The 22,504-nt window shown below is 72.6% G+C and carries 19 protein-coding genes, 1 pseudogene and 2 riboswitches; of the genes and pseudogenes, 7 read left to right on the plus strand and 13 right to left on the minus strand.

All coding sequences use genetic code 11. The features are described from left to right. Positions 1-4 precede the first annotated feature (4 nt). The 4 genes and pseudogenes from ABB07_RS09775 to ribB form a co-directional block, all read right to left on the minus strand. Complete coding sequence (locus ABB07_RS09775) at positions 5-1,267, minus strand: MFS transporter (protein ID WP_208898345.1); 1,263 nt, start codon at positions 1,265-1,267, stop codon at positions 5-7. A 118-nt stretch (positions 1,268-1,385) separates the two neighbouring features. Then, entirely contained in the window at positions 1,386-2,642 is a 1,257-nt protein-coding gene (locus ABB07_RS09780; RefSeq protein ID WP_208898346.1) for an ATP-grasp domain-containing protein, read from the minus strand. A gap of 3 nt (positions 2,643-2,645) precedes the next feature. Next, the gene (locus tag ABB07_RS09785; RefSeq protein ID WP_208898347.1) at positions 2,646-2,888 is read right to left on the minus strand and encodes a phosphopantetheine-binding protein; all 243 of its coding nucleotides are present in this window, start codon (positions 2,886-2,888) and stop codon (positions 2,646-2,648) included. A 290-nt stretch (positions 2,889-3,178) separates the two neighbouring features. Further along, positions 3,179-3,817, minus strand: a pseudogene (gene ribB / locus ABB07_RS09790) (3,4-dihydroxy-2-butanone-4-phosphate synthase); the annotation flags it as partial. Positions 3,818-4,099: 282 nt separating this feature from the next. Next, positions 4,100-4,230, minus strand: a riboswitch (FMN riboswitch). Positions 4,231-4,561: 331 nt separating this feature from the next. Between ribB and ABB07_RS09795 the strand changes: the two are divergent. The 6 genes from ABB07_RS09795 to ABB07_RS09820 all read left to right on the plus strand — a co-directional run bounded on the left by ABB07_RS09795 (position 4,562) and on the right by ABB07_RS09820 (position 10,624). Next, positions 4,562-5,230: a ribonuclease FAU-1 family protein gene (locus ABB07_RS09795; protein WP_208898349.1), complete on the plus strand. Its 669-nt coding sequence runs from the start codon at positions 4,562-4,564 to the stop codon at positions 5,228-5,230. A gap of 159 nt (positions 5,231-5,389) precedes the next feature. After that, complete coding sequence (locus ABB07_RS09800; protein ID WP_208898350.1) at positions 5,390-6,409, plus strand: zinc-dependent alcohol dehydrogenase; 1,020 nt, start codon at positions 5,390-5,392, stop codon at positions 6,407-6,409. 60 nt (positions 6,410-6,469) lie between these two features. Continuing rightward, entirely contained in the window at positions 6,470-7,285 is an 816-nt protein-coding gene (locus ABB07_RS09805) for an LLM class F420-dependent oxidoreductase (protein ID WP_208898351.1), read from the plus strand. Beyond that, the gene (locus ABB07_RS09810; protein WP_208898352.1) at positions 7,282-8,568 is read left to right on the plus strand and encodes an MFS transporter; all 1,287 of its coding nucleotides are present in this window, start codon (positions 7,282-7,284) and stop codon (positions 8,566-8,568) included. Before ABB07_RS09805 ends, ABB07_RS09810 begins: the two co-directional genes overlap by 4 nt. A 341-nt stretch (positions 8,569-8,909) precedes the next feature. Then, on the plus strand, positions 8,910-9,491 hold the full coding sequence (locus ABB07_RS09815) for an ABC transporter permease (protein WP_244189749.1): 582 nt from the start codon (positions 8,910-8,912) through the stop codon (positions 9,489-9,491). A gap of 101 nt (positions 9,492-9,592) precedes the next feature. Beyond that, a complete protein-coding gene (locus ABB07_RS09820) occupies positions 9,593-10,624 on the plus strand; it encodes an ABC transporter substrate-binding protein (protein WP_244189305.1) in 1,032 nt (343 codons plus the stop codon). Between the two features lie 320 nt (positions 10,625-10,944). Here the strand turns inward: ABB07_RS09820 and ABB07_RS09825 are convergent, their stop codons facing one another. The 5 genes from ABB07_RS09825 to ABB07_RS09845 are packed head-to-tail and all read right to left on the minus strand — an operon-like array spanning position 10,945 to position 16,763. Continuing rightward, complete coding sequence (locus ABB07_RS09825) at positions 10,945-11,595, minus strand: thymidine kinase (protein ID WP_208898355.1); 651 nt, start codon at positions 11,593-11,595, stop codon at positions 10,945-10,947. A 43-nt stretch (positions 11,596-11,638) separates the two neighbouring features. Further along, positions 11,639-12,829 (minus strand): alkaline phosphatase family protein, encoded by a 1,191-nt coding sequence (locus ABB07_RS09830; protein WP_208898356.1) that lies wholly within the window; start codon positions 12,827-12,829, stop codon positions 11,639-11,641. Then, positions 12,829-13,416 carry a DUF5998 family protein gene (locus ABB07_RS09835; protein ID WP_208898357.1) on the minus strand — a complete coding sequence of 196 codons (588 nt, stop codon included), beginning with the start codon at positions 13,414-13,416 and terminating at the stop codon, positions 12,829-12,831. Before ABB07_RS09835 ends, ABB07_RS09830 begins: the two co-directional genes overlap by 1 nt. 10 nt (positions 13,417-13,426) lie before the next feature. Continuing rightward, the gene (locus ABB07_RS09840; RefSeq protein ID WP_208898358.1) at positions 13,427-13,840 is read right to left on the minus strand and encodes a hypothetical protein; all 414 of its coding nucleotides are present in this window, start codon (positions 13,838-13,840) and stop codon (positions 13,427-13,429) included. Positions 13,841-13,856: 16 nt separating this feature from the next. Further along, complete coding sequence (locus ABB07_RS09845) at positions 13,857-16,763, minus strand: bifunctional acetate--CoA ligase family protein/GNAT family N-acetyltransferase (RefSeq protein ID WP_208898359.1); 2,907 nt, start codon at positions 16,761-16,763, stop codon at positions 13,857-13,859. Positions 16,764-16,941: 178 nt separating this feature from the next. Between ABB07_RS09845 and ABB07_RS09850 the strand changes: the two genes are divergently transcribed. After that, positions 16,942-17,223 carry an HPr family phosphocarrier protein gene (locus tag ABB07_RS09850; RefSeq protein WP_003993478.1) on the plus strand — a complete coding sequence of 94 codons (282 nt, stop codon included), beginning with the start codon at positions 16,942-16,944 and terminating at the stop codon, positions 17,221-17,223. A gap of 148 nt (positions 17,224-17,371) precedes the next feature. On the opposite strand, the gene ABB07_RS09855 is transcribed toward ABB07_RS09850, so the two are convergent. The 4 genes from ABB07_RS09855 to ABB07_RS09870 form a co-directional block, all read right to left on the minus strand. Further along, on the minus strand, positions 17,372-18,058 hold the full coding sequence (locus ABB07_RS09855) for a GntR family transcriptional regulator (RefSeq protein ID WP_208898360.1): 687 nt from the start codon (positions 18,056-18,058) through the stop codon (positions 17,372-17,374). A gap of 198 nt (positions 18,059-18,256) precedes the next feature. Then, positions 18,257-19,009 carry a M23 family metallopeptidase gene (locus tag ABB07_RS09860; RefSeq protein ID WP_208898361.1) on the minus strand — a complete coding sequence of 251 codons (753 nt, stop codon included), beginning with the start codon at positions 19,007-19,009 and terminating at the stop codon, positions 18,257-18,259. Between the two features lie 12 nt (positions 19,010-19,021). After that, positions 19,022-19,185, minus strand: a riboswitch (cyclic di-AMP (ydaO/yuaA leader). Between the two features lie 246 nt (positions 19,186-19,431). Then, complete coding sequence (locus ABB07_RS09865; RefSeq protein ID WP_208898362.1) at positions 19,432-20,820, minus strand: M16 family metallopeptidase; 1,389 nt, start codon at positions 20,818-20,820, stop codon at positions 19,432-19,434. Beyond that, entirely contained in the window at positions 20,817-22,211 is a 1,395-nt protein-coding gene (locus ABB07_RS09870; protein WP_208898363.1) for a M16 family metallopeptidase, read from the minus strand. The genes ABB07_RS09865 and ABB07_RS09870 overlap by 4 nt, the downstream gene beginning before the upstream one ends. Between the last annotated feature and the right edge of the window lie 293 nt (positions 22,212-22,504).

The raw sequence follows: 22,504 nt of genomic DNA on the forward strand, positions 1-22,504 counted from the left end.
ACTCCTACGGTGAAGGTGTGGGGGCGGAGCTCGGGCTTTCTCCTGACAGCTCGTCACGGACGAACGCCCATCGGGCGACAAGGCCGGAGACGAGGAAGACGGCGGCCAGCAGCAGCCAGCCGGCGGTGCCCATGCCGAGCGGGAGCATGATGACCAGAGCGGGACCGAAGAACTGCTGCAGTCCCCGGCCGAGGCCGAACACCCCTTGGTACTCGCCCATGCGGCCCTCGGGCGGAAGGGTGAAGGACAGACCCCACCCGCCGGCGGACTGGGCGAGTTCGCCCAGGGTCATCACGACCGTTCCGACGACGAGGAGGGCGACGGCCCAGGTGGTCGCGGCGCCGCCCGCCCCGGCGAACAGGCAGCAGGCGAGCGCCATGAGGAGGCCGGCGCGCAGCAGCAGGCGGCCGGAGCCGGACACGGTGTCCGACCCCTTCCCGGCGGCGACCTGAAGCAGCACGACCAGCACGGTGTTGACGATCGTCAGCACGGCCACCAGCGCGACCGGCGCGCTGGTGCGGTTGACGGTCCACAGCGGTACGCCCACGGCGAGGACCGGCTGGAACAGCTCCAGGACGCCGGTGAGCACCGTGGCCAGCAGGAACCTGCCGTCCCGGAAAGCAGCCCAGGAGCGGGCCTCCGTGGCCGGGACGGCCTCGGGTCCGGCCGGACGCAGCCGCATCGCGAGGCCCGCGCAGGACAACTGCAGCAGCGCGTTCGCGGTGACGACCACGACGAAGGCGGTGCGGGTTCCGGCGGCGAGCGCCGCCCCGGCCAGGGCCGCGCCGCCGGTGAAGCCGAGGTTGAACAGACTGCGCATCCGCGCCCGGACGGCGGCCGATCGCGCGGAACCGAAGAGGGCGTGGGTGAGCGCGGCGCGCAGCGGACTCCCGACGGTCTCGCACACCGCGATGGCACAGGCGACGAGGGTGAATGCGACGATCGCGTCGGTGAACGCGTACCCCACGAACAGCACGGCCAGCAGCGCGTAGCTGGCCGCCAGCGGGCGGCGCGCGCCGAACCGGTCGGCGATCCTGCCGCCCGGCACGGTGGCCAGAAATCCGCACAGGCCCGCCACCGACAGCGCCAAGGAGACGCTCTCGGCCGAGAGCCCGACGGTCTTGGTGAAGAAGACGGCGCTCGACGTCAGGAAGAGGCCGGTACCGAGCGACTGGGCGAGCGTGAGCACACCCATCCGGCGCTCGGCGCCGGGCGCCGGGACGAGATCCTTGAGGAATCCGGCCGCGGCCGCGCTGAGGGCAGGCATGAGCCTTCCAGGGTTGGTGGACAGCATGAAGGTGACGACACGGTGGGCCGGGGGCCCGGGAGGCATGAGCCGTGTCCCGGGCAGGGCGACGGGAGGTCGCGGCCGGTGCCGGACCGGTCTACGGGCGGACGAGCAGGTCTCGCGCGGTCCGCAGGACGCGCTCGTCGCCGACGGTGAACTCGTAGGCGAGGAGTGCGGTGGCCTGCTCCAGCAGGGCGGTCATCTCCCGATGGTCGGCGGCCGAGCCGCACAGCATGTCCAGGAGCAGGGTGGCGGTGCCCTCGGCCAGGCGGGTGCCGGGCCGTACACGGGAGTGGTACGCGGTGATCCCGGGAAGGGCGCGCACCGCAGCGGCGCCGTCGACCCGTTCCAGCAGCCCCCCGGACGTGGGTCCGGGGGTGTAGTACTGGAAGTGGACCCGCTGCGGGCGTACGGGCTCGGGCGGGACGCCGCGCCCCAGTGCCAGGTCGCCGGCCAGCGCCACCAGGTCGAGACCCGTGCTGCGCAGGGCCAGCTCTGTCTGGTCGCCTCCGAGTCGGCCGTTGACCTCGATCAGGCGGGGCCCGGCCGGGGTCAGCTTGATCTCCGTGTGCACCAGGCCGTGGGTGACCCCCAGCGCGCGCAGCGCGCGGTCGGCCAGACCGGTCACGCCGGCCTCCTGCTCCGGTGTCAGCGGCGAGGGCCAGAACTGCCCGGACTCCCGGAAGGGAGGCGCCAGCGGCAGCTTGCCGGTCACGGCGAAGTGCGACATGCGCTCCGGGGTGACGGCGCTCTCCACCGAGACGTAGTCCCCGAACGGCGCCCAGTCGGCCCCCTCGAGGAACTCCTCCACCACCAGGGCGGGTTCGGAGCGAAGAAACTCCCGGACGGCGGCGGCGCCCTGCGCGGCGTCGGTCACCCGGACGGTGTTCCGGCTGCCTTCGCCACGGACCGGCTTGAGGACGGCGGGCAGACCCACCCGGGCCAGGGCCCGCGGCCAGTCCCGCTCGGTCGTGACGACCGCGTGGCGGACCGCGTCCACACCCGCCTGGCTCAGCCGGCGACGCTGGATCGCCTTGTCCGTCAACGCCCTTGTGGTCTCAGGTGAGTTGAACGGCAGACGCAGCCGCAGCGCGAGGCGCGCGGTGTCGGCGAGCATGCACTCGCTGAAGGTCACGATGCCCTTGGCCCCGAGCCGGCGCAGCTCGTCGACGGCGGCGTCCGTACCGTCCGCCAGGTCGACGAGACCGGCGCAGTTCTCCTCCAGGAGCGGGCGGACCTGGCGGGCGTGTTCGGAGTCCGCGAGTGCCACCACCACGGGTTCCGATGCGCCGAGCCGGCCGATGATCTCGCGCGGTGAGGCCGCACCCTGGTCGTAGACGACGACGATGGCCATCGTTCAGACGTGTTCGAAGAGTCGGGGATCCTCGACCGCCTCGGCGAGCTGCCGGAGCGTGCTGCGGCGCAGCACCCCCGACCGCGGCATCGCGAGGCCTGACTCTATGGCGCGGGTCGAAATCGCCAGCGCCAGCAGGGAGTCCCCGCCCAGATCGAAGAAATCGGCATCGACATCCTCAACCGGAATACCGAGTACCTCTTCCCAGATTTTCCTCAGCGTTTCTGTGGTGCTGTTTTCAGGCATGGTCTTTTTTCCTCCCCCTCGGCTCGTGGCCGTCACCCAGTATTAAACCCCCTCCGGCGCGCTGTCAAAGCCCCGGGGAAATCCAGGTTAACTTATTGGAATCATGATCGAAGGCATGACGGAACGAGGGACCGGCATTTTCCTCGAAAGAGCCCTGCGGTTTCCGGATCCGTTTCGGCCGGAAAGGTGCAGCAGCTGCCGGTCCCCTTTATTCCGTATCCCGTCGGTCAGGTCAGAGAAACCCCTGCCGATGCCGTGCGCACGGGGGCGGATTCCGCGGATTGCTCGAGATGTGTGATCAGGTCGGCGATGGAGATCAGAGCGAGTCCGTGCCGGCGGGCGAAGTCGCGCAGCTGCGGAAGTCTGGCCATGGTTCCGTCGGCATTCGCGATCTCGCAGACGGCCGCGGCCGGGCGCAGCCCGGCCAGCCGGCACAGGTCCACACCGGCCTCGGTGTGCCCCGGGCGCATCCGCACACCGCCTTCGCGCGCCCTCAGCGGGAAGACATGCCCGGGGCGCACGAAGTGGCCGGGCGAGGAGGCGGGATCGGCGAGCAGACGCAGGGTCAGCGCCCGGTCGGCGGCCGAGATCCCGGTACTGATGCCGGATGCGGCGTCGGCCGAGACGGTGAAGGCGGTGCGGTGGCTCTCGGTGTTGCGCGGAACCATCTGACCCAGCTCCAGCCGGTCCAGATCAGCTCCGGGCATCGGCGCGCAGAGCAGGCCCCGGCACTCGGTCATGGCGAAGGCGACCAGCTCAGGGGTCGCCAGTTCGGCGGCGAACACGATGTCGCCCTCGTTCTCACGGCTCTCGTCGTCGACGACGACGACCGCACGCCCGGCGGCGATCTCCACCACCGCGTGCGCCACGGAGTCAAGGGGCTGTGCGTCCCCGGCGGTCGGGGACGGCGCCGGTTCGGTTCTGGTCATGCCCGTGTTTCCTTGCGTTCGAGGGAAAGCGAGGTCGGGGCGCGAGGGTGACGGCGTGGGCCGCACGCACCCGGAACACGGTCGTGCGCGACACATAAGCCGGGATGTCGGCGCAGGCGGCGTACCCGCCCGGCAGGGTGGCCCATCAGAGTCTCCTCGCGCTCAGGACGCGGACTTCCGGGGCCGGGCGGGCAAGGGAAGAGGTCGACGTTCCGGACGGACGCCGCACGATCCGTGAGCGGAACACGGATTTTCCGGGGCGGCCAGGAATGGCCTTGCCCGCCGCGCACTGCCTCCCTTCCGGACTTTCACCGTCGGTCCAGGAATTCCACCTGGTCAACCAGCCGCTGGCTGCGGCCGGGTCGCGGACTATTACCGCCGGTTCGGAATTACACCGACCCCGGAGTGCGCAAACGTTCGTGATAACTGACGTTAACCTTGCACACTTTCTTCGAACTTGACAAGGCTCGGCTAATCACAGCCACTGTGGCCTGCGTCACGCGCTGCGCCGCGCCCGGCCGGCCGGCCCTCGTAATGTGTTGCGATCGCGGAGACGCTGTGCCTACGATCGGGCGACGCCGCTGACTACCCGCCAGTAACGGGCATACACCGACCAGTTGCCCACTTCGCTCGGCAGTGCCGGAGAACGGACCGCGGGAGGACACGCGGCGTATCCGGCCGGAGTCGCGTGCGGCGCCCGTCGGCCGAGCCGATTCGCGAATACGTACGGGGGAGTGCATCGCGATGCAGATACAGGAGAACATCGACGGTGAAAGGGGCACAGCCCTGCCCGACGCCGCCGCCGTCGACCGCGCCACCGGCTACTTCGAGCCCGGGGCGATCGTGCTGCGCCGGGAGATCCTCGACGGACGCCCGTGGCTGAGCTACCCGGTCCGCGTCGTCGCCGACCGGCCCGATCTGCTCGCGGTGTACCTGGCCCGCGGCACGGCGCTGGCCTTCGGGGACGGCGACTTCAGCTGGGGGCCGCACCCCTGGCAGCGGATCGCCGGGCACTGGCGCAGCCACGGCGTCCTTCAACTGCAGCGGCCCGGCGACGCCTACGCCGTATGGATGTTCCGGGACGACACGACCGGGGACTTCACCGGCTGGTACGTCAACTTCCAGGACCCCTACCGGAAGAACGCCTCCGGCTTCGACACCCTCGACCACGAGCTCGATCTCTGGATCCCCGCCGACGGCGGTCCGTACCGCTGGAAGGACGTCGACGAGTTCGAACACCGCGCCCGCAGCGGCGGCTTCACGGCCGAGCAGTCCGCCGCCGTGCGCGCCGAGGCCGCCCGGGTCGCCGACCTGCTCGACAGCCGAGCGACGTGGTGGGAACAGGAGTGGGCGCAGTGGGAGCCGGCCGCCGGCTGGCTGTCCCCGCCCGCGTGGACGGGCGCCGTCCGCTGACGGTACCGGGCCCCCGCCCGCCCCTGATCTTCCGTACACCCGTACACCGCGGCACCACCGCCACGCACCACCCGGGCGATCCCGGCGGGGCCCCGGCTCGCGACGAACCGCGGGCCGGCGCGAGTGTGCCGTGAGTGAGTACCACGAAAGGAACGACCGATGCGCATAGCCGTGGTGACCTCCCCCGGCTCCGTCGAGATCCGTGACATCCCCGTGCCCGGGATCGGCGAGGACGACGTGCTCGTCAGGATCACCGCCTGCGGCCTGTGCACCATGGAGGCCAAGCTCTACACCGGGGCGATGCCCGTCTACCCGGTCGCCGCCGGGCACGAGGTGTCCGGCCGGGTCGAGCGGATCGGCGCGCGGGCCGCCGCTCTGGAGGACGCACCCGCCGTCGGCGACCTGGTCACCCTGGACCTGCTGACCCGTTGCGGCACCTGCCGCAACTGCCGGGCCGGCGACAGCGCCGTGTGCGCCTCCCCCCAGGGCAGCATGCTTCCGGACGGCAGCATCGGCATGGGCTCCGGTCTCGCGGAGTACGTCCGGGTCCCCGCCGCCCACGTCTGGCCGGTCGGCGACATCGACCCCGTCCACGCCGCGATGGGCGAGCCGCTCGCCTGCGTCGTGCACTCCTTCCGCCGGGCCGGCTACCGGTCCGGCGACCGGGTCGCCGTGATCGGAGGCGGTTTCATGGGACGGCTCCACCTGCTGCTCGCACAGCACGAACAGGCCAGGTCCGTCACGGTGGTGGAGACCGACCCGGAGCGCCGGTCCGCCGCCCTCGACGCGGGCGCGGACGACGCCGTCGCCCCCGAGGACGTCGGCCGACTCGCGCCCGCGGACGTCGTGTTCGTCACCATCGCGTCCCCCGAGGCCATCGGCACCGCCTTCCGTACCGCCGCCGACGGCGCCCGCCTCGTCCTCTTCGGTGGCTCCCACGACACCCCGGACGCCGCGCTGCCGGGCTACGAGGTGCACCGGCGCCAGCTCACCGTCACCGGCTCCTACAGCCAGGAGCCCGCCGACTGGCGCACCGCCGCCGCCCTGCTGCGCAGCGGGACGCTCGCGGACCGGCTGGCCCGGCTCGTCACCTCGCGGCATGAACTGGCCGACGTGGACAAGGCGTTGACCGAAAGCTCCGGGACCCCGGTCTACCGGGTCTTCGTCGAGCCCCGCTGACCACGCGCCGGTCCGACCGCGTCCGCCACGCACCGGAACCGCCCCACAAGGAGACACCCGATGCCCTTCTCCGGCACCTCCGCCGACCACCCCACCCCCAGGGTCGGCGTCCAGCTCCACCCGCAGCACTGCGACCTGGGCGAACTGCGCGCCGCGTGGCGTGCCGCCGACGACCTCGGAGCCGACTCGATCTGGGTCTGGGACCACTTCGTACCGCACACCGGCGACCCCGAGGGCCGGCACTATGAATGCTGGTCGCTGCTGTCCGCGATGGCCGTCGAGACCCGGCGGGCCGCCATCGGCTCCCTGGTGACCTGCACCGCCTACCGCAACCCGCACCTGCTCGCCGACCAGGCGCGCACCGTGGACCTGCTCAGCGGCGGGCGGCTGGTCCTCGGCGTCGGGGCCGGCTGGTTCGAGCAGGAACACCTCGAGTACGGCTACCCGTTCCCCGGGCCCGGCGCGCGGATCGACGCGTTCGAAGCGGCGGTGACGGCGATCCGCGAGCGCCTCGGCCGGCTCAACCCCGGTCCCGCGGGCCCGCTGCCCCTGCTGATCGGCGGCGGAGGCGCGAAGCGCACCCTGGCGGCCGTCGCCCGGTTCGCCGACCTGTGGAACTGGTACGGCTGGGAGGCCGGCGACCCGGTGGAGGAGTTCCGCAGCCGCAGCCGGCTGCTCGACGAATGGTGCGAGCGCGTGGGCCGCGACCCCCGCGAGATCGGCCGGACGGTCATGATCGACGCTCCGCAGACCGGCCTGGCCCGCGAGTTCGCGGCGGCCGGCGCCACCGAGATCATCGTCTCCGTACCCGGTCCCTTCGATCTCGCCCCGCTCCGCGAGCTCCTCGGCGTGCGTGACGCCTCGGCGGCACGGTGAGCCCGTCCCGGCGCACCGGCCGGGAGGAGCAGCCGACCGGCGACGCCCGGACGCCGCCGGAGCGTCTCGGCAGGCACTTCCACACGCTGATGGCGGGTCTGCTGGCGTCCCACGCCGGCATCGGCCTGGTCTTCCCGCTGACCAGCATCTTCATCAGCGACCACCTCGGCCTGGGCGGCGCCGGTGCGGGCCGCTACTTCGTCGCCATGGCGGCGGCCGGATGTGCCGCGGCCGTGATCGGCGGCCCCCGCGCCGACCGGGGCGCAGCGGCGGCCGTCGGCGCCGTCGGCACCACGTCGCTCGTCGTGTCCTACGCGCTGCTCGGCGCGGCGAGCGGCGATCTGCCGGTTGTGCTCTCCGGTGTGCTGGCCGGCACCGGATACGGACTCCAGTACGCGGCGATCACCGGTGTGGTCACGGCCCTGGTGCCGGCGTCGCTGCAGCGCCGGGCCTTCGTCCTGCGGCACGTCATGACCAACGTCGGCATGGGCCTCGGCGCCGCCGCCGGCGGGCTGTTGCTCGCCGGCTCGGGCCGCTCGACGGGAATGCTTCGACACCTGTACGAGGCGGCCGCGGCCGGCTCCGTGCCGCTGGCCGTGGTGTTCCTCGCCGTCCGCGGGCTGTGCCACTCCCACCCGGCCGGCACCCCGCCCGGTGACGGCGGGACCCCGGATGCGGGCGAGAGCCGACAGGGCTACCGCGTGCTGCTGCGCAGCCGCCCGCTCGCCCTGCTGATGCTGGGTCAGGCCCTGTTCGCCGCAGTGGGCTTCACCCAGATCGAAGCTGCCGTACCGCTGCTGATGCACCACGGCATGGGCGTCGGCCTCACCGGCGTGAGCCTGGTGACAGCGGGCAACGCGCTGGCACTGCTGGTGCTCCAGCACCCGGTCGGCCGGCGCTTCGAACGGTGGCCGGAGACCGGCGCACTGACGGTGGCGCCCCTGCTGTGGTGCGCCGCCTTCGGGGCCGGCGGGCTGGCCGCGACCGTCCAAGGGGCTGCCAGGAGCGTGTTGCTGGGAGTGTTCGCGGCGCTCTTCGCCCTGGGGGAGATCGCGTACTCGTCCGCGTTCTTCCCGCTGCTGGTCCGGCTGTCCGGGCCCGCCTCGCTCGGCCGCGGCAGTGCGCTCTCTTCGCTGGCCTGGAGCGCTGGGACGGTCGCAGGCCCCCCGGCCGGCATCGCGGTCGTCACGGCGACCGGCCCTGTGGCCGGCTGGCTGGCGCTCGCCGCCGGCACCACCGTCACCTGCGCCGTCGCCCTCGGCCTGCGGCGCGCGACACCGTGATCCGGCACAGGCCGGCCCCGCGCCCGGCAGGACCGTCCGCCCCACCGTACGGGGACACGAAAGGAGCAGCCTTGCCCAAGACCACGACACCCGCCCCGCACACCGCCACCCTCACCCCCACGGCCGCCCGCGACCGGGCGGTGCCGACGGGCGCCGCTCCGGCGCGGGCCCGGTGGACCTTGGTCCGGCCCGCGGTCGCACTGCCGCCGGTGGTGTTCGGTGTCCTGCTGCTCGGCACCTGGGAGGCCGTCACCCGGACCGGGGCCGTGGCGCCGTTCTTCCTGCCCGCGCCGGGCACGGTCGCCCAGGCCTTCGGCGAGGCGGTGACCGACGGGGACCTGTTGGAGTACACCTGGCAGACCGTCGTCGAGAGCGCGGCCGGCAGCGGTCTGGGGGTCGCCGTCGCCCTCCCGCTGGGCTACCTGGTGGCCCGCAGCACCCTCGCGTCCAGGACGCTCCAGCCCTACATCGCCGCCTCGCAGGCCGTACCGGCGGTGGCGATCGCACCGCTGCTGGCCCTGTGGGCCGGGTACGGGCTGCTGCCGATCGCCATCCTCTGCGCGCTGCTGGTCTTCTTCCCGATGCTGGTGAACACCGTGCTCGGCCTGCGGGAACTGGACCGCGACGTGCTCAACGCCGCACGCGTCGACGGGGTGGGGCGCTGGGGGATGCTGCGCCACATCGAGTTCCCGCTGGCCCTGCCGAGCATCCTCGCCGGCGTCCGCACCGGCTGCACGCTGTCGATCACGGGGGCCGTCGTCGGCGAGTTCGTGATGGGCGGCGAGGGGCTGGGGCAGCTGCTCGCCGTCCAGCGCGGACAGGCGGACACCACCGGTCTGTTCGTCACGCTGCTGACCCTCGTCCTGCTGGCCGCCGTCACCCACGGCACGGTCCGCCTGGCCGAGCGGGCAGTCGCCCGCTGACGCCCCTTCCCATGGTTCTCTCCGGCACCGCACGACACGACACCGCGCCACCGCGACAGACGGTGCGACACCACACGACACGAACAGGGACGCGCATGCGCATGCGAAAGACCAGCCGCCGTTCAGCGGGAACGATCGCCCTCCTTCTGGCGGGCAGTACCGTGCTCTCCGCCTGCTCCTCCGACCCCTCTGCCGAGGGGGCTCAGGGCGGCGGGGACGGCGGCAAGGCCCTCACCGTCGGCCTCACCTACATTCCCAACATCCAGTTCGCCCCCTTCTACGTGGCACAGAGCAAGGGCTACTACAAGGACGCCGGGCTGAAGGTGAACCTGCGCCACCACAGCTTCACCGACGACCTCTTCGGCGGTCTGACCGCGGGCAAGGAGGACCTCGTCTACGCCGGCGGGGACGAGATGCTCCAGGCCCGGACCAGGGGTCTGCCGGTCGTGGACATCGCCACGCTCTACCACACCTACCCGGTCGCGATGCTGGTGCCGCAGGACTCCCCGATCCGCACGGTCGCGGACCTGCGGGGCCGCCGGATCGGCACGCCCGGCCCGTACGGCGAGACCTACTTCGGGCTGCTCGCCCGGCTGAAGTCCGGCGGGCTCACCACGAAGGACGTCAAGGTCCAGAACATCGGCTTCACCCAGCAGGCCGCCCTCGCCGGCAAGAGGGTCGACGCGGTGATGGGCTACCTCAACAACGACGCCGTCCAGTTCCAGCAGGCGGGCATCAAGGTCCGCGCCGTGGAGGGAGCCGCCGGCTCCTCGCAGCTCCCGCTGGTGGGTGTCGGGCTCGGCGCCACCGACAAGACGCTGAAGCAGCAGGGCGACGCTGTCCGCAAGTTCGTCGCGGCGACCCTGCGCGGTGTGCGGTACACCGTCGAACACCCCGAGGAGGCGGTGTCGATCAGCAAGGCGTTCATCCCGGGGATGGACAAGAAGCAGGAGGAGTCGGCACTCGCCGTACTCCAGGCGACCGTGCCGCTGATGAAGCCTCCGGCCTCCGGGCGGCCCGGGCGCAACGACCCGGCCACCTGGGACAGGATGGCGGTCTTCATGAAGGAGCAGAACCTGCTGGACAAGCCGGTGCGGCCCACGGAGGCGTACACCAACAGCTACCTGCCCTGATGCCGCACGCCGCGGGCGTCTGAGCTGCCGCTCAGCGCCCGAGTGCCCGCTGGCCGAGCTGCCGGTCAGCACCGCCCGGCAGCCGGCGCCCCTCCGTCCGGCCCGACGGGCGCCTCGGCCGATTCCGCTGGAGTGGCAGGCGGAGTATGCATCCAGCACGGCTGCCCAGCGGGTGCTGTGCGCCTTCACCTCGGCTCAGGACGGCTCGCAGTCAACGGCGACGGCATCGCGGACCTGCTCTACCGCACCGGCGCCGGCGGCCGCCTCCGCCCTCACCGCCAACGACCGACGATCCCGCCTCCCGTATCCATGGCCTCTCGTCAGCCCGCCGTGACCGGAAGTACGTCAGGCGACAGTGCCGCCGCTCGTGCCGCTTCACTCGTCATCCCCTTGCGGTGATGACGGCGGCACAGCACCTCGTACCCGACGGCCTCCTCGGCCGCCCCCACGTCCCCCACCACGACCTGCTCGCCCTCGACGACCATCTCGCCGCCCACCGTGCGAGCGTTGTGCGTGGCCCGTGCCCCGCACCAGCACATCGCCTCGACCTGGAGCGTCTCGATCCGGTCCGCCAGCTCGATCAGCCGCTGGGAGCCGGGGAACAGCCTTGTACGGAAGTCCGTCGTAATACCGAACGCGAACACATCGAGGTCCAGATCGTCGACGATCCGGGCCAGCTGGTCGATCTGCTCCGTCAACAGGAACTGGGCCTCGTCCACGACGACATAGTCGACCTTGCCGCCCCGCGACATGCGCTCCACCACAAAGCCGTAGAGGTCCAGCTCCGACGTCGCCTCGACCGCGTCGGTGACCAGACCCAGACGTGACGACAGCTTGCCCTCACCGGCCCTGTCGTCCCGTGTGAAGATCACACTCTTCAGACCACGAGCCGACCGGTTGTGGACAATCTGGAGCGCCAGAGTCGACTTCCCGCAATCCATCGTTCCGGAGAAGAACACCAGCTCAGGCATGCGGAGTTGAGCACCTTTCGGCGGACAGTCGGGACAGGAGGCGTCAGGAGCGTACTTCGAGCAGCGGGATCAGCTGCTCGGCGGGCGTCATCGAACCGTGGTTGCCGACCAGGGCCGACTCCTTCGGCTCCCGCTCGGACGCGATGATCAGGACGTCGTCGTGGGCGGCCGCGACCACGTCCCCGAGCCGTGGGCGGACCCGCTCGTCGATGTGCGGCCCGAACCAGCCCGCCGCGATCGCCTCGTCCCGCGAGGCCACCCAGAACTGCTCGCCGAGCACCTCGCGCCAGACGGTCAGTACGTCGCCCTCGGCGCCCGGCACCGCGTACACGTGCCGCGCCCGGCCCTCGCCGCCCAGCAGGGCGACCCCGGCGCGCAACTCCCAGTCCGTGTCGAAGTCGATCCGGTGCTCGTCGTCGAACGGGACGTCGACCATGCCGTGGTCGGCGGTGACGTACAGCGCGCTGCGCGGCGGCAGTTGCTCGGCGAGGCGCTGGGCGAGCCGGTCGACGTACATCAGCTGGCCGCGCCAGGTGTCGGAGGCGACGCCGTAGCGGTGTCCGGCGCCGTCCAGCTCGGAGTAGTACGTGTAGACCAGCGAGCGGTCCCCGGCGGCTAGTTGCTCGGCCGCGAGGTCCATGCGCTCCTCGCCGCTCAGCCGGCCGTGGAAGCTGCCGCCGCTGAGCGCGATCCTGGTGAGCGGCGTGTGCTCGAAGATCGGCGAGGTCACCTGGGCGGCGTGCACCCCGGCCGCCTGGGCCAGCTGGAAGACGGTGGGGTACGGCTGCCAGGCGTGCGGATCGGTGTACGGCTGCCAGCGGAGCTGGTTCATCAGCTCGCCGGTGGCCGGGTTGCGCACGGTGTAGCCGGGCAGGCCGTGGACGCCGGGCGGCAGCCCGGTGCCGACGGAGGCGAGGGAGACCGCGGTGGTCGCCGGGTAGCCGGCGGTGAGCGGGCGGCCGGTGCCGCCCCGCGAGGTGCCGAGCAGCGAGGTCAGGAAGGGGGCCTCGTCCCGGTGGGCCAGCAGCTGCTCCCAGCCGAGCCCGTCGATCAGCAGGACGCAGACCCGGTCGGCGGCGGTCAGTTCCGGGATCGTCGCGGTCATGCCGGGTACGCCCATGCCGGCGGCGAGCGTGGGCAGCAGATCGGCGAGGGAGCCCGTGCCGTACTCGGGCAGCGGGGCGGTGTCCAGGGCGAGCGGTTCCGGGTGGTCCCAGGCGGAGAGCTGGGACATCAGCGCGTGACGTCCGCGGTCGCCTCCGAGATGGCCTGCGCGAAGGCGAGCGCCTGGCGCACCGTCTCCGGCCCGTCCCCGGCCTCGCTGACGCGCAGGCTGAGGTCGTCCGCCGTGGAGCTGCCGGTGTAACCGTGGTCGGCGTCGCAGTTGGGGTCGCCGCAGGCGGCGGGCTCCAGGTCGATGCGGCTGACCGCGCCCCAGCCGATGGTCAGCACGACCTCGCGGGGCAGGGTGCCCGGCGCGTACTGCTCGGGGTTCGCGACCACCCGGCTGACCACGACCGACGAGATCCGGCCGAGCTTCACGGACTCGGTGGAGGTGGTGGCGTACGGCGTCGGGGACGTGCTGTCGGCAGCCTGCTCGTCGGTGTGGCTGACGATGAACCGGTTGCCGGTGAGGACCAGGACGGTCACGTGCCGGCGCACCTCGTTCTGGTCGAAGGTGGTCTCCTGGTGGACCAGGAACGACCGGATGGGCTCGCCGCCCACAGCGGCCTCCACCGCCTCGGCCACGAGGGCCGGGTAGTAGCCGCTGCGCTCGATCGCCGCGCGCAGCCCCTGGGTCGTCGTACTGGTCTTGGCCATGGCGTCCATCCTAATCCGTGGGCAAGGGGGGTCCGGGCCAGTCACGAAGACCGGGGGCGGCCTGCGCACGCGGGCGTGAACTCCGCGGGACGAGTCCCGCAAGGATGTCCAGCCCCTCAGCGGCGATCAGACACGACACGGGGTCCGGACCACCGCCGTCCGCCTCGAACGCGACCACGACGGGCGGCGTCTCGCCCAGCGTTCGCCGCAGACGTGCCGCCTCCTCGGCGGTGGGCTCCCGGAAGACGGGGTCCTGGAAGGCGGCCGGGCACGAGACGAAGGCCGGTGCGGTGAAGACGACCTCCAGGCCGTGGTGATACGTGAGGTCGTACCCGGCCGCCAGTCGGAGCCGGCCGCCGTCCCAGACGATCACTTCCCAGTCCCACCAGCTGCCCTCGGGCAGCCTGCGGCCGGCGATCTCCACGCGGTCCCCTCCCCGGTCAGTAGGCCGGCATCGTGCGCGGGCCGAGGTCGTCGCGGGCGGGCGGCGGCGCGAGCCGCACCGTGGCGCCGAGGACGCTCACGCCGCGCGGGGCGACGACGACCGGCTCCAGGGTGACGGCGACCACCTCCGGGTGGTCGTCCGCCAGCCGGGACACCCGCAGCAGCAGCTCCTCCAGCGCCGGGGTGTCGACGGGCGTGGAGCCGCGCCAGCCGAACAGCAGGGGTGCCGTACGGATCGACCGCACCAGCGAGGTCGCCTCCCGGTCGGTGACCGGGACGAGCCGGTGCGCCATGTCCCCGAGCAGCTGGGAGGCGGCCCCGGCGAGCCCGAAGGACAGCACCGCCCCGGCCGCCGGGTCGATCACGGCCCGTACGACGGTGTCGACGCCGCGCGGCGCCATGCCCTGCACCACCGGGCGCAGCTCCTCCGGCTTGCCGAACAGCTCGGTCAACTCGGCGTAGGCCCGGCGCAGTTGCTCCTCGTCCGCGAGGTCGAGGCGTACGCCGCCCAGGTCGGCACGGTGCCTCAGATGCGGGGCGGTGGCCTTGAGGGCGACCGGGTAGCCGAGGGAACGGGCGGCTTCCGCGGCGGCGTCGGGGCTGGGCGCGGGCAGCGCGCGCCGCACGGGGATGCCGTACCTGCCGAGCAGCTCGCAGGTCTCCGCGTCGGAGATCGTCAGCCCTTCCCCGCGCGCGAGCAGCTCGCCGATCAGCCGCGCGGCACCCTTCTCGTCGATGTCCTCGTACTCCGGCACCTTCCCCGGATCCATGGCCTCCCGCCGCCACTGCCCGTACTTGACGGCCTCGGCCAGCGCGCGAACGGCACGCTCGGCGGCGGGGTAGGCGGGGATGAGGTGCCGGCCCTCCGCAGGCCTGGCCGCTGCCGCTCCCCCGGTGGGCGCGCCGGTCTCCGCCGCCGCGGTGGGCGACCGTTCCGCGGGGCGACGGGGGTCCCACCGCTCGAGCGGAGCCGGGGGCGGGGAAGGGTGGGCGCCGCCCTCGGTGCCGGGCGCCTTCTCGACGGCGGCAGGTGCCGTACTCGCCGCGGCCGACAACGCTTCCGCCAGCCCCCCGAGCTCCACATGCACCACGAGCACCGGCTTCCCGGGCACCGCGGCCGCAGCCGACCGCAGCGCCTCCGCCAGCTCGGCATCCCCCGGCGACGCCTCCCCGATCGCCGGGATCGCGGTCACCACGACGGAGTCGCACGTGTCGTCGGCCAGGGCCCGCGCCAGCGCCCCGTGGAAGTCCTCCGCCGTCGCCCCGGTCGTCAGGTCCAGCGGAAGCGAGGGGCGCAGCCCCTCCGCCAGACACCGGTCGTACGCCAGCACGCCCAGCGACTCGGAGTTGCCCAGGATCGCCACCCTCGGCCCCGCCGGCAGCGGCTGCCGGGCGAGCAGCAACCCCGTGTCGACCAGCTCGGTGATCGTGTCGACCCGGATCACGCCGGCCTGCCGCAGCAGGGCGGAGACGGTGGCGGGCGGCAGCCGGGTGGCCCGGACCGCGTGTCCCTGGGGCGCGGAACCGACCCCTTGCACCACGACCAGCGGCTTGGCCGCCGCCGTCCGCCGGGCGAGGCGGGTGAACTTGCGCGGGTTGCCGAGGGACTCCAGGTACATGAGGACGACGTCGGTCTCGGGGTCGTCGTACCAGTACTGGAGGACGTCGTTGCCGGAGACGTCCGCGCGGTTGCCGGCGGACACGAAGGTGGACACGCCGGTGACCCCGGTGACCCCTCCCCCGCGCCGGTGCAGGCGGGACAGCAGGGCGATGCCGATGGCGCCGGACTGGGCGAACATGCCGATGCGGCCGGGGCGGGGCATCTCCGGGGCGAGGGAGGCGTTCAGCCGGACGCCGGGCGCGGTGTTGATGATCCCGAAGGCGTTCGGCCCGATGATCCGCATGCCGTACGCGCGGGCCTGCCGGATGAGGGCCCGCTGCCGCTCGCGCCCCTCGGGCCCGCTCTCGGCGTACCCGGCGGAGAGCACGACGAGCCCCTGCACTCCGTGTTCCCCGCACTCAGCGACCACGGCGGGCACGTGCTCGGCCGGTACGGCGACCACGGCGAGGTCCACCGGGCCGCCGATGTCGCGCACGCGCCGGTACGCCGGCACGCCGTCGACCTCGGCGAGGTCCTCCGGGAAGGCCTTGTTCACGGCGTGCAGACGGCCGCCGTACCCGGCGTCCCGGATGTTGCCGAGGACGCTGCGGCCCACCCCGCCGGGGGCACGGCCGACGCCGACGACCGCGACCGAGCCGGGCATGAGCAGCCGCCGTACCGAGCGGGCCTCGGCGCGCTGCTCCCGCGCGCGCTGGACGGCGAGGGAGCGGTCGGTGGGTTCGAGGTCGAACTCCAGCCGGACGACGCCGTCCTCGAAGCTGCGCTTCTGGGTGTACCCGGCGTCCGTGAACACCTTGATCATCTTGGTGTTGGCGGGCAGCACCTCGGCGGCGAAGCGGCGGATGCCGCGCTCGCGGGCGACGGCCGCGATGTGCTCCAGCAGGGCGGAGGCGACGCCGCGGCCCTGGTGGGCGTCCTGCACCAGGAAGGCGACCTCGGCCTCGTCGGCGGGTGCGGTGGCGGGCATGCCGTCGGCGCCGATGCGGTCATAGCGTACGGTGGCGATGAACTCGCCGCCGATGGTGGCCGCGAGTCCCACCCGGTCCACAAAGTCGTGGTGCGTGAAGCGGTGGACGTCCTTGGCGGAGAGCCTGGGGTACGGCGCGAAGAAGCGGTAGTACTTCGACTCGTCCGAGACCTGCTCGTAGAAGCTGACCAGGCGGTCGGCGTCATCAACGGTGATGGGCCTGATGCGCGCGGTACCCCCGTCGCGCAGCACCACGTCCGCCTCCCAGTGGGCGGGGTAGTGGTGCCGGTCCTGCCGGTCCGCCGAGGTCTGCATGGGCCCCAGAGTACGGCTCGCGTCCGACAACGGCGCGGGGCAGTCTGTGGAGGACGGAAGCCGGAACCGAGGCCGCGGTTCCGGCGCCGCACCGGGGTGGACGAAGGTCCGCTCCGGGCACGCTTCGCGATATGGGAAACTGGTCTAGACAACCCTGAAGACTGAAGGGCAGCAACACATGGCTGAGCGCCGCGTCAACGTCGGCTGGGCCGAGGGCCTCCACGCCCGCCCCGCCTCCATCTTCGTCCGAGCCGCCACGGCCGCAGGCGTCCCGGTGACGATCGCCAAGGCTGACGGCAACCCCGTCAACGCGGCCTCCATGCTGGCCGTCCTGGGGCTTGGCGCCCAGGGCGGCGAGGAGATCGTCCTGGCCTCCGACGCAGAGGGCGCGGACGCCGCCCTGGACCGTCTGGCCAAGCTGGTCTCCGAGGGCCTCGAGGAACTGCCCGAGACGGTCTGAACACCAGCGCACGGATAACACCGGAGCCGCGTCGCCTGTTTTCGGGCGGCGCGGCTCCGCCCTTTCCGGGCTCATTGCGCGCACACCTGAATTCGGGCAGCGAAAATACACCGCGCCGAATTACTCTTCTTTGTATACGGCGCCCGTGTTAATGCCGAAGACCCGACATGTTTACGGCGTGTTGCGAAGTCCTCACACGCTCGCCGCCCCCGGAAAAACGCAGCCGGTGCGCGGTCGTCGCGCGCTCGGTGTGCAGTGCCGTGACCGCCCGCGCGCGCTCCCCGTCGCCGCGCGCCACCGCGTCGACGATGGCGCCGTGCTCCGCCCAGTGGTCCACCGGGCTCGGGGGTGCCTGCACCGCGTACATCCAGGCGATCTTGTGCCGCAGCTGGGTGAGCATCGCCGTCAGCGAGGGGCTGCCGGCGGCCTGGGCGAGCGTCTCGTGGAACCAGCCGCCCAGCGAGCGCAGATCCTCGCTGCTGCCGCTGCGGGCCCGCTCCTGGCCCAGCCTGACGAGACCGCGCAGCACCTTCAGATGGGCCTCGGTGCGCCGCTGGGCGGCCCGGGCGGCGCCGAGCGGCTCCAGCAGCATGCGCATCTCCAGCAGGTCGGCCGCCTCCTGCTCGGTCGGCTCGGCCACGCACGCGCCCGCGTGCCGGCGGGTCACCACGAAGCCCTCGGCCTCCAGGGTGCGCAGGGCCTCGCGGACGGGGACGCGCGAGACGCCGTAGCGGCGGGCCAGGACTTCCTCGGTCAGCCGGCCACCGCGCTCGTAGACACCCGCGACGATGTCGTCCCGGATGGCCGTGCACACCGAGTGCGCCGGAATACGCATGACCGACCTCCGCCTTAATCCCCGTGAAACGTCGACGATGGACGCGTGTTCCGTGACTCTATTCCAATGAGCCGGAATTTCCGACGGCGGGCCGGAATCCATGGATATTTTTTGGTCACAGGGTCCGCCGGACACCGCGGAAAACGGCGAAAGCCCCGGCTCGGTGAGCCGGGGCGCCGGATGCCGCGCGGTGCGGCGTCAGACGTTCACGCCGTGCTTGCGGAGGTAGGCGACGGGGTCGACGTCCGAGCCGTAGTCGGGGGTCGTACGGGCCTCGAAGTGCAGGTGCGGGCCGGTGGTGTTGCCGGTCGCGCCGGACAGGCCGATCCGCTGGCCCGGGACGACCCGCTGGCCCACCGAGACGCCGATGGACGACAGGTGGCCGTACTGGGTGTACATGCCGTCGGCCATCCGGATCACGATCTGGTTGCCGTACGCGCCACCCCAGCCGGTGGAGACGACGGTGCCGGAGCCGACCGCGTGGACGGGGGTGCCGGTCGCGGCGTGGAAGTCGATGCCCGTGTGGTGGCCGGAGGACCACAGGGAGCTGCTGGCCTGGTAGCCGGTGGAGACGTAGGAGTCGGCTATCGGGGCGACGAAGGCGTTCAGGCGCTTGCGCTCGGCCTCGCGGGCGGCGCGGGCCCTGGCCTCGCGCTCCTCCTTCGCCTTCCTGGCCGCGGCCTCCTCGGCCGCCTTCTGCTCGGCGGCCTTCTTCTGCGCGGTGGCCTGCGCGTCGATGTGCTCGGCGACGTCGTCGCTCACGGTGAGGACCGGCGTGAGGCCGGTCTGCTCCACGCCGTTCCCGGCGTTCTCGGCGGCGAGCGCCGGGGAGGCGGCGAGGGTGCCGATGACACCGGTGGTGGTGAGGGCCGCGATGCCCGCCGCCTGAGCGGTGGTGCGCTTGACCCGGCCGGGCTTGCGGTGCTTCCCGGTGGCGCACATGAACGCCATGGAGTGGCTGGTCCTTTCCTTCCCTCTCGCCTACCGGGTTAGCTGACGGGTTCGGAGCAGGAAGGTCTCCTACGGGCCCCCTCGCGGCTCGCGCGGGCGCCCGATTCACCCCAGGGACTGCGTGGGTCCCCGGCTCCCCTGGCTCGCGCCGTACGGGGACTCGGCGATGGCTGTCCGGTGCCGCGGGTGCGGCGCACTGCCTGACGAACAGCCCGGACGACGCTACGGAAGCCCGCTTCGGATTCCCAAACGGATCCGGGCTTTTGTAGCGCATCCCACAGGGCAGACGGGCAACCTCCGCCTCAAATCGGGCATCTGGGGAAGGGAGTGGAACAACAGGGGCCCTGACGGTCCGTAGACCGTCAGGGCCCCACGCGCGCGTGCGTCCGCTCGGGCGTGCCCGGCCGCCGCGGCGGCCCGCTCTACTCGGCCGCCACCACGGTCACTTCACCGATGCCGAGCGCCTCGACCGGCGCCTTGATCTGGGCGGCGTCACCGACGAGGACGGTCACCAGGCGGTCCACCGGGAAGGCGTTGACGACGGCCGCGGTGGCCTCCACCGTGCCCGTCGCGGCCAGCTGCTGATACAGCGTCGCCTGGAAGTCGTCGGGCAGGTGCTGCTCGACCTGGTCGGCGAGTGTGCTCGCGACGGCGGCCGCGGTCTCGTACTTCAGCGGTGCCACCCCCACGAGGTTCTGCACGGCCACGTCCCGCTCGGCGTCGGTCAGGCCGTCCGCCGCGAGGGTGCGCAGCACCTTCCACAGGTCCTCCAGCGCGGGGCCGGTGTTCGGGGTGTCCACGGAGCCGCTGATGGCGAGCATCGCGGCGCCCGTGCCGTCCGGCGCGGACCGGAGGACCTGGCCGAAGGAGCGCACACCGTAGGTGTAGCCCTTCTCCTCGCGCAGGACGCGGTCCAGCCTGGAGGTGAGGGTGCCGCCGAGGCAGTAGGTGCCGAGCACCTGGGCGGGCCACACGCGGTCGTGCCGGTCGGGGCCGACGCGGCCGATGAGCAGCTGCGTCTGCACGGCGCCGGGCCGGTCCACGATGACCACGCGCCCGGTGTCGTCGGCGGTCACCGGCGGCACGGGCCGCGGCTCGCCCGGGGTGCCGGTCCAGGCGCCGAGGGTGTCGCCGAGCAGCGCGTCCAGGTCGACCCCGGTGAGGTCGCCGACCACGACCGCGGTGGCCGTGGCCGGGCGTACGTGCCGGCCGTAGAAGGCGCGTACGGCGGCGGCGTCGATCTTCTCGACCGTCTCCTCGGTGCCCTGGCGCGGGCGCGACATGCGCGAGGCCACCGGGAACAGCTCCTTGGAGAGCTCCTTCGCGGCCCGGCGGGAGGGGTTGGCCAGCTCGTGCGGGATCTCGTCCAGGCGGTTGCGGACGAGGCGCTCGACCTCGCTGTCGGCGAAGGCGGGCGCGCGCAGCGCGTCGGCGAGCAGGCCGAGGCCCTTGGCCAGGCGGGAGGCCGGGACCTCCAGGCTGAGCCGGACGCCGGGGTGGTCGGCGTGCGCGTCCAGGGTGGCGCCCGCGCGCTCCAGCTCGGCGGCGAACTCCTCGGCGGAGTGCTTGTCGGTGCCCTCGGAGAAGGCCCGCGCCATGATCGTGGCGACGCCGTCCAGGCCGGCCGGCTCGGCGTCCAGGGGCGCGTCCAGCAGCACCTCTACGGCGACGACCTGCTGGCCGGGGCGGTGGCAGCGCAGCACGGTCAGGCCGTTGTCGAGCGCGGCCCGCTCGGGGGCCGGGAACGCCCACGGCCTGGCCTCGCCGGGCTGCGGCTGGGGGTGGAAGTCCATGGTGGCGAGCTCGGTCACTTGGCCGTCTCCTCGTTCTCGTTACCGGCCTCTACGGTGGCTTCCTGCTCCGGGTCCTCGGGCACGTCGGCGTCCGGGGCCTGCTCCGGGGACTTCGGTTCGTAGACCAGGACCGCGCGGTTGTCGGGGCGCAGACGGGCCTGGGCGACCTCCTGGACCTCCTGCGGGGTCACCTCCAGGACGCGCTTGACTGCGGTGAGGGCGAGCTGCGGGTCGCCGAACAGGACGGCGTACCGGCACAGTTCGTCGGCGCGGCCGGCGACCGTGCCGAGCCGGTCCAGCCACTCGCGCTCCAACTGGGCCTGGGCGCGCTCCATCTCCTCCGGCGTGGGGCCCTCCTCGGCGAACCGGGCCAGCTCCTCGTCGATGGCGGTCTCGATGACCGGGACCTCGACGTCACCGGACGTCTTCACGTCCAGCCAGCCCATGGAGGGCGCGCCGGCCAGGCGCAGCAGGCCGAAGCCGGCCGCGACGGCCGTACGGTCGCGGCGCACCAGCCGGTTGTACAGGCGGGAGGACTCGCCGCCGCCGAGGATGGTCAGGGCCAGGTCGGCGGCGTCGCACGCGCGCGTGCCGTCGTGCGGGAGCCGGTAGGCGGCCATCAGGGCGCGCGCCGGGACCTCCTCGACGACGACCTCGCGCTTCTGCTCGCCGATGACCTCCGGCAGCGAGCCGTCGCGGGGGGCGGGCTTGCCGTCGTGGGCCGGGATCGACCCGAAGTACTTCTCGATCCAGGCGAGGGTCTGCCTGGGGTCGATGTCGCCGACCACGGAGAGCACCGCGTTGTTCGGCGCGTAGTAGGTGCGGAAGAACTGGCGGGCGTCCTCCAGGGTGGCCGCGTCCAGGTCCGCCATCGAGCCGATCGGCGTGTGGTGGTAGGGGTGGCCCTCCGGGTACGACAGGGCGGTCAGCCGCTCGAAGGCGGTGCCGTAGGGCACGTTGTCGTAGCGCTGGCGGCGCTCGTTCTTGACGACGTCCCGCTGGTTCTCCATGGACTCGTCGTCCAGGGCGGCCAGCAGCGAGCCCATGCGGTCGGCCTCCAGCCAGAGGGCGAGCTCCAGCTGGTGGGCGGGCATGGTCTCGAAGTAGTTGGTGCGCTCGAAACTGGTGGTGCCGTTGAGCGAGCCGCCGGCGCCCTGCACCAGCTCGAAGTGACCGTTGCCCTTGACCTGTCCGGAGCCCTGGAACATCAGGTGCTCGAAAAGGTGAGCCAGGCCGGTACGTCCCTTGACTTCGTGGCGGGAGCCGACGTCGTACCAGAGGCAGACCGCCGCCACCGGGGTCAGGTGGTCCTCGGAGAGCACCACGCGCAGACCGTTGGCCAGGCGGTGCTCGGTCGCTGTCAGGCCCCCGGAGCCTGCCTCGGCTGTGGTCGTGTGACCCATGGGCATGTACGTCCCTTCGCGAGCGGAGGCGGTTGTGGAAACCGCGGTTTTCCTGCCGTTCCTGCCACTGTATGCAAACGGTGCGGGACCTCGGCCGAGTTCCGGCTTGACGTACGCCCACAGCGGATCCCGTAACCTGCGACTCGCGTGCCCGCGGGACGGCCGGCGGGCACGGTGCGGTGCCGGTCCGGCGTGCCTCGCGGTGCCGGGCGGACCGTGGAGGACCGGGCCATGGCCCGGGTTGTCAGTGCCGCGGTCCACAATGGTCCGCGTCAGATCCATCAAACGCTTCAGTAGCA

This window comes from Streptomyces incarnatus (genome assembly GCF_001027185.1).
In the GTDB taxonomy this organism is placed as follows: Bacteria; Actinomycetota; Actinomycetes; order Streptomycetales; family Streptomycetaceae; genus Streptomyces; species Streptomyces puniciscabiei.